2 protein-coding genes are annotated in these 1,887 nt (G+C 65.6%); both read right to left on the reverse strand.

The annotated features are described in order from the left end of the window. Window positions 1-1,206: lipoprotein N-acyltransferase Lnb domain-containing protein (locus AC1DSN_RS22020; RefSeq protein ID WP_477332915.1), on the reverse strand; the 1,206-nt coding region annotated here is incomplete at its 3' end. Continuing rightward, on the reverse strand, window positions 1,206-1,887 hold a 682-nt coding region (locus AC1DSN_RS22025; RefSeq protein ID WP_477332917.1), incomplete at its 5' end, for an HlyC/CorC family transporter. The genes AC1DSN_RS22020 and AC1DSN_RS22025, both read right to left, overlap by 1 nt.

Consider the following 1,887-nt stretch of genomic DNA (forward strand, 5'->3'; position numbering starts at 1 on the left):
GTCGTGGCGACGGCAGAACGTGGCGAACAACGCGGCCCAGCACGGCAGGGCGAGCAGTAACCACGGCATGTTCTGCTGCGGAAACTCGGGCCACAGGTGCAGCAGCAGGGCGATGACGCAGGCCGCGGCGGACAGCGCGGTGACACGCGGTGCGAGGCGGCCGATCTGTCGACCGGCCACGCGCAGGCGCCAGATGCCCGGGAGCAACAGCAACGCAAACGGCTGGAAGGCCAGCAGGTTGAAATTGCCCCAGGCGGAACGATGCAGGGTCAGCGTCCACAGGCCGAGCATGAACAGGCCTGCCACGCCGGCAAACACGGTGAAAAGCGTGCCCGCGGCAACGAAGATGCCGCGGGCCACGCGATGCCGGGTAAAGGCGGGCAGGGCCAGCGGAATGGCCCATAGCAGGCCGGCGATCAGCAGTGGCCAGCGCAGGTCGGGCGCCTGCTCCGGCGGGGGATCCAGTTTGTTCTGCGCGAGCGTGTCTTCCTGGGCGACCAGCGGTCGCGCGTCGGCACCCTCGCCGACGTGCACGTGGCGCAGTTCTTCTTCGAGCACCATCGGCAGGAAGGCTTCCTTCCACGCGTTCATCGGCTGGTCGGCATAGGGGCCGAGGCCGAGGTCCATGCCGAGCATCAGCCAGGCTTGGTTGCTCATCAGGCGTGCCGTCTGTTCGCGGAACGTCATGCCACCCGGCTGCTCGCGCAGCTGGCGGTGGAGTGCGCCACCGAGTGCGCCGTCCAGCGCATCGCGTACGCGCGTGGTGCAGTTGTCGGCGTAGTAGTCGTAGTTGTAACCGGCGTTGGCCGGCTGCACGTTCCACAGCATGAAGCRGCGCAGGCTGTCTTTCTGCTCGTCGTCCAGCGCGAGGCGCTGGCGACGCACGTAGCGACCTTCGCCCGCATAGAACTCGACGTCGGACTGCGTGGTCTCCGCATCCATGCGGTACGCCATGATGCCGCGCGCGAAGTTGAGGATGAATCCCTTCTGGTCGAAGTCGAACACGCCGTAGTTGAAGGCGATGGCTTCGCCGCTCACGGTGTCACGCACTTCCAGCGCATCGTGGCCGAAGCGTTCCCAGTAGATATCGCCGGGCCCGTAGGTCATCAACGAGATTTCGAGGTTGGCAGCCGGGGCGTCCACGATGCCCGCGTGGGCGGCCGGAACGAAACACAGGGCTGCCAACAGCCAAAGGACGTAACGCATCAGGCCCCGTTATTTCCGTTGCCGTTACCGCTGACACGGGTAACGTGAAAGTGCAGCACGCGGCGATCGTCGGCTTCGGTGACGCGGAAAACGAAGTCGCCCATGGTGATTTCCTCCCCCACGCTCGGCAGGTGGCCGAACTCGGAGGTGATCATGCCGCCGATGGTGTCGAACTCTTCGTCGGAGAAGTGCGCACCAGCCACCTCGTTGAAGTCGGCGATGGGGGTGAGCGCGCTTACCGCGAACACGCCGTCGTCGAGCTGGGTGGCGAGGATCGGATCTTCTTCGTCATCGTGCTCGTCGTCGATCTCGCCGACGATCTGCTCGAGCACGTCCTCGATGGTGATGAGGCCGGCAACGCCGCCGTACTCGTCCACCACCAGGGCCATGTGGTTACGCGTGAGGCGGAATTCCGCCAGCAGCACGTTGAGCCGCATGGATTCGGGGATGAGCACCGCGGGACGGAGCAGGGCGCGTACATCGCCACACTCGCTCTGGCCGAAGTACTTCAGCAGGTCTTTGGCCAGCAGGATGCCAAGGACTTCGTCCTTGTCTTCGCCGTGCACGGGGAAGCGGGAGTGACCGGATTCGACGACGGCGGCCAGGATGTCCGGCAGCGGCGCATCGACGGGCAGGCTGACGATCTGGGCCCGGGGGACCATGACATCGTCGACGCTGAGT

This window comes from Luteibacter sp. P4_D7_3, assembly GCF_056401735.1.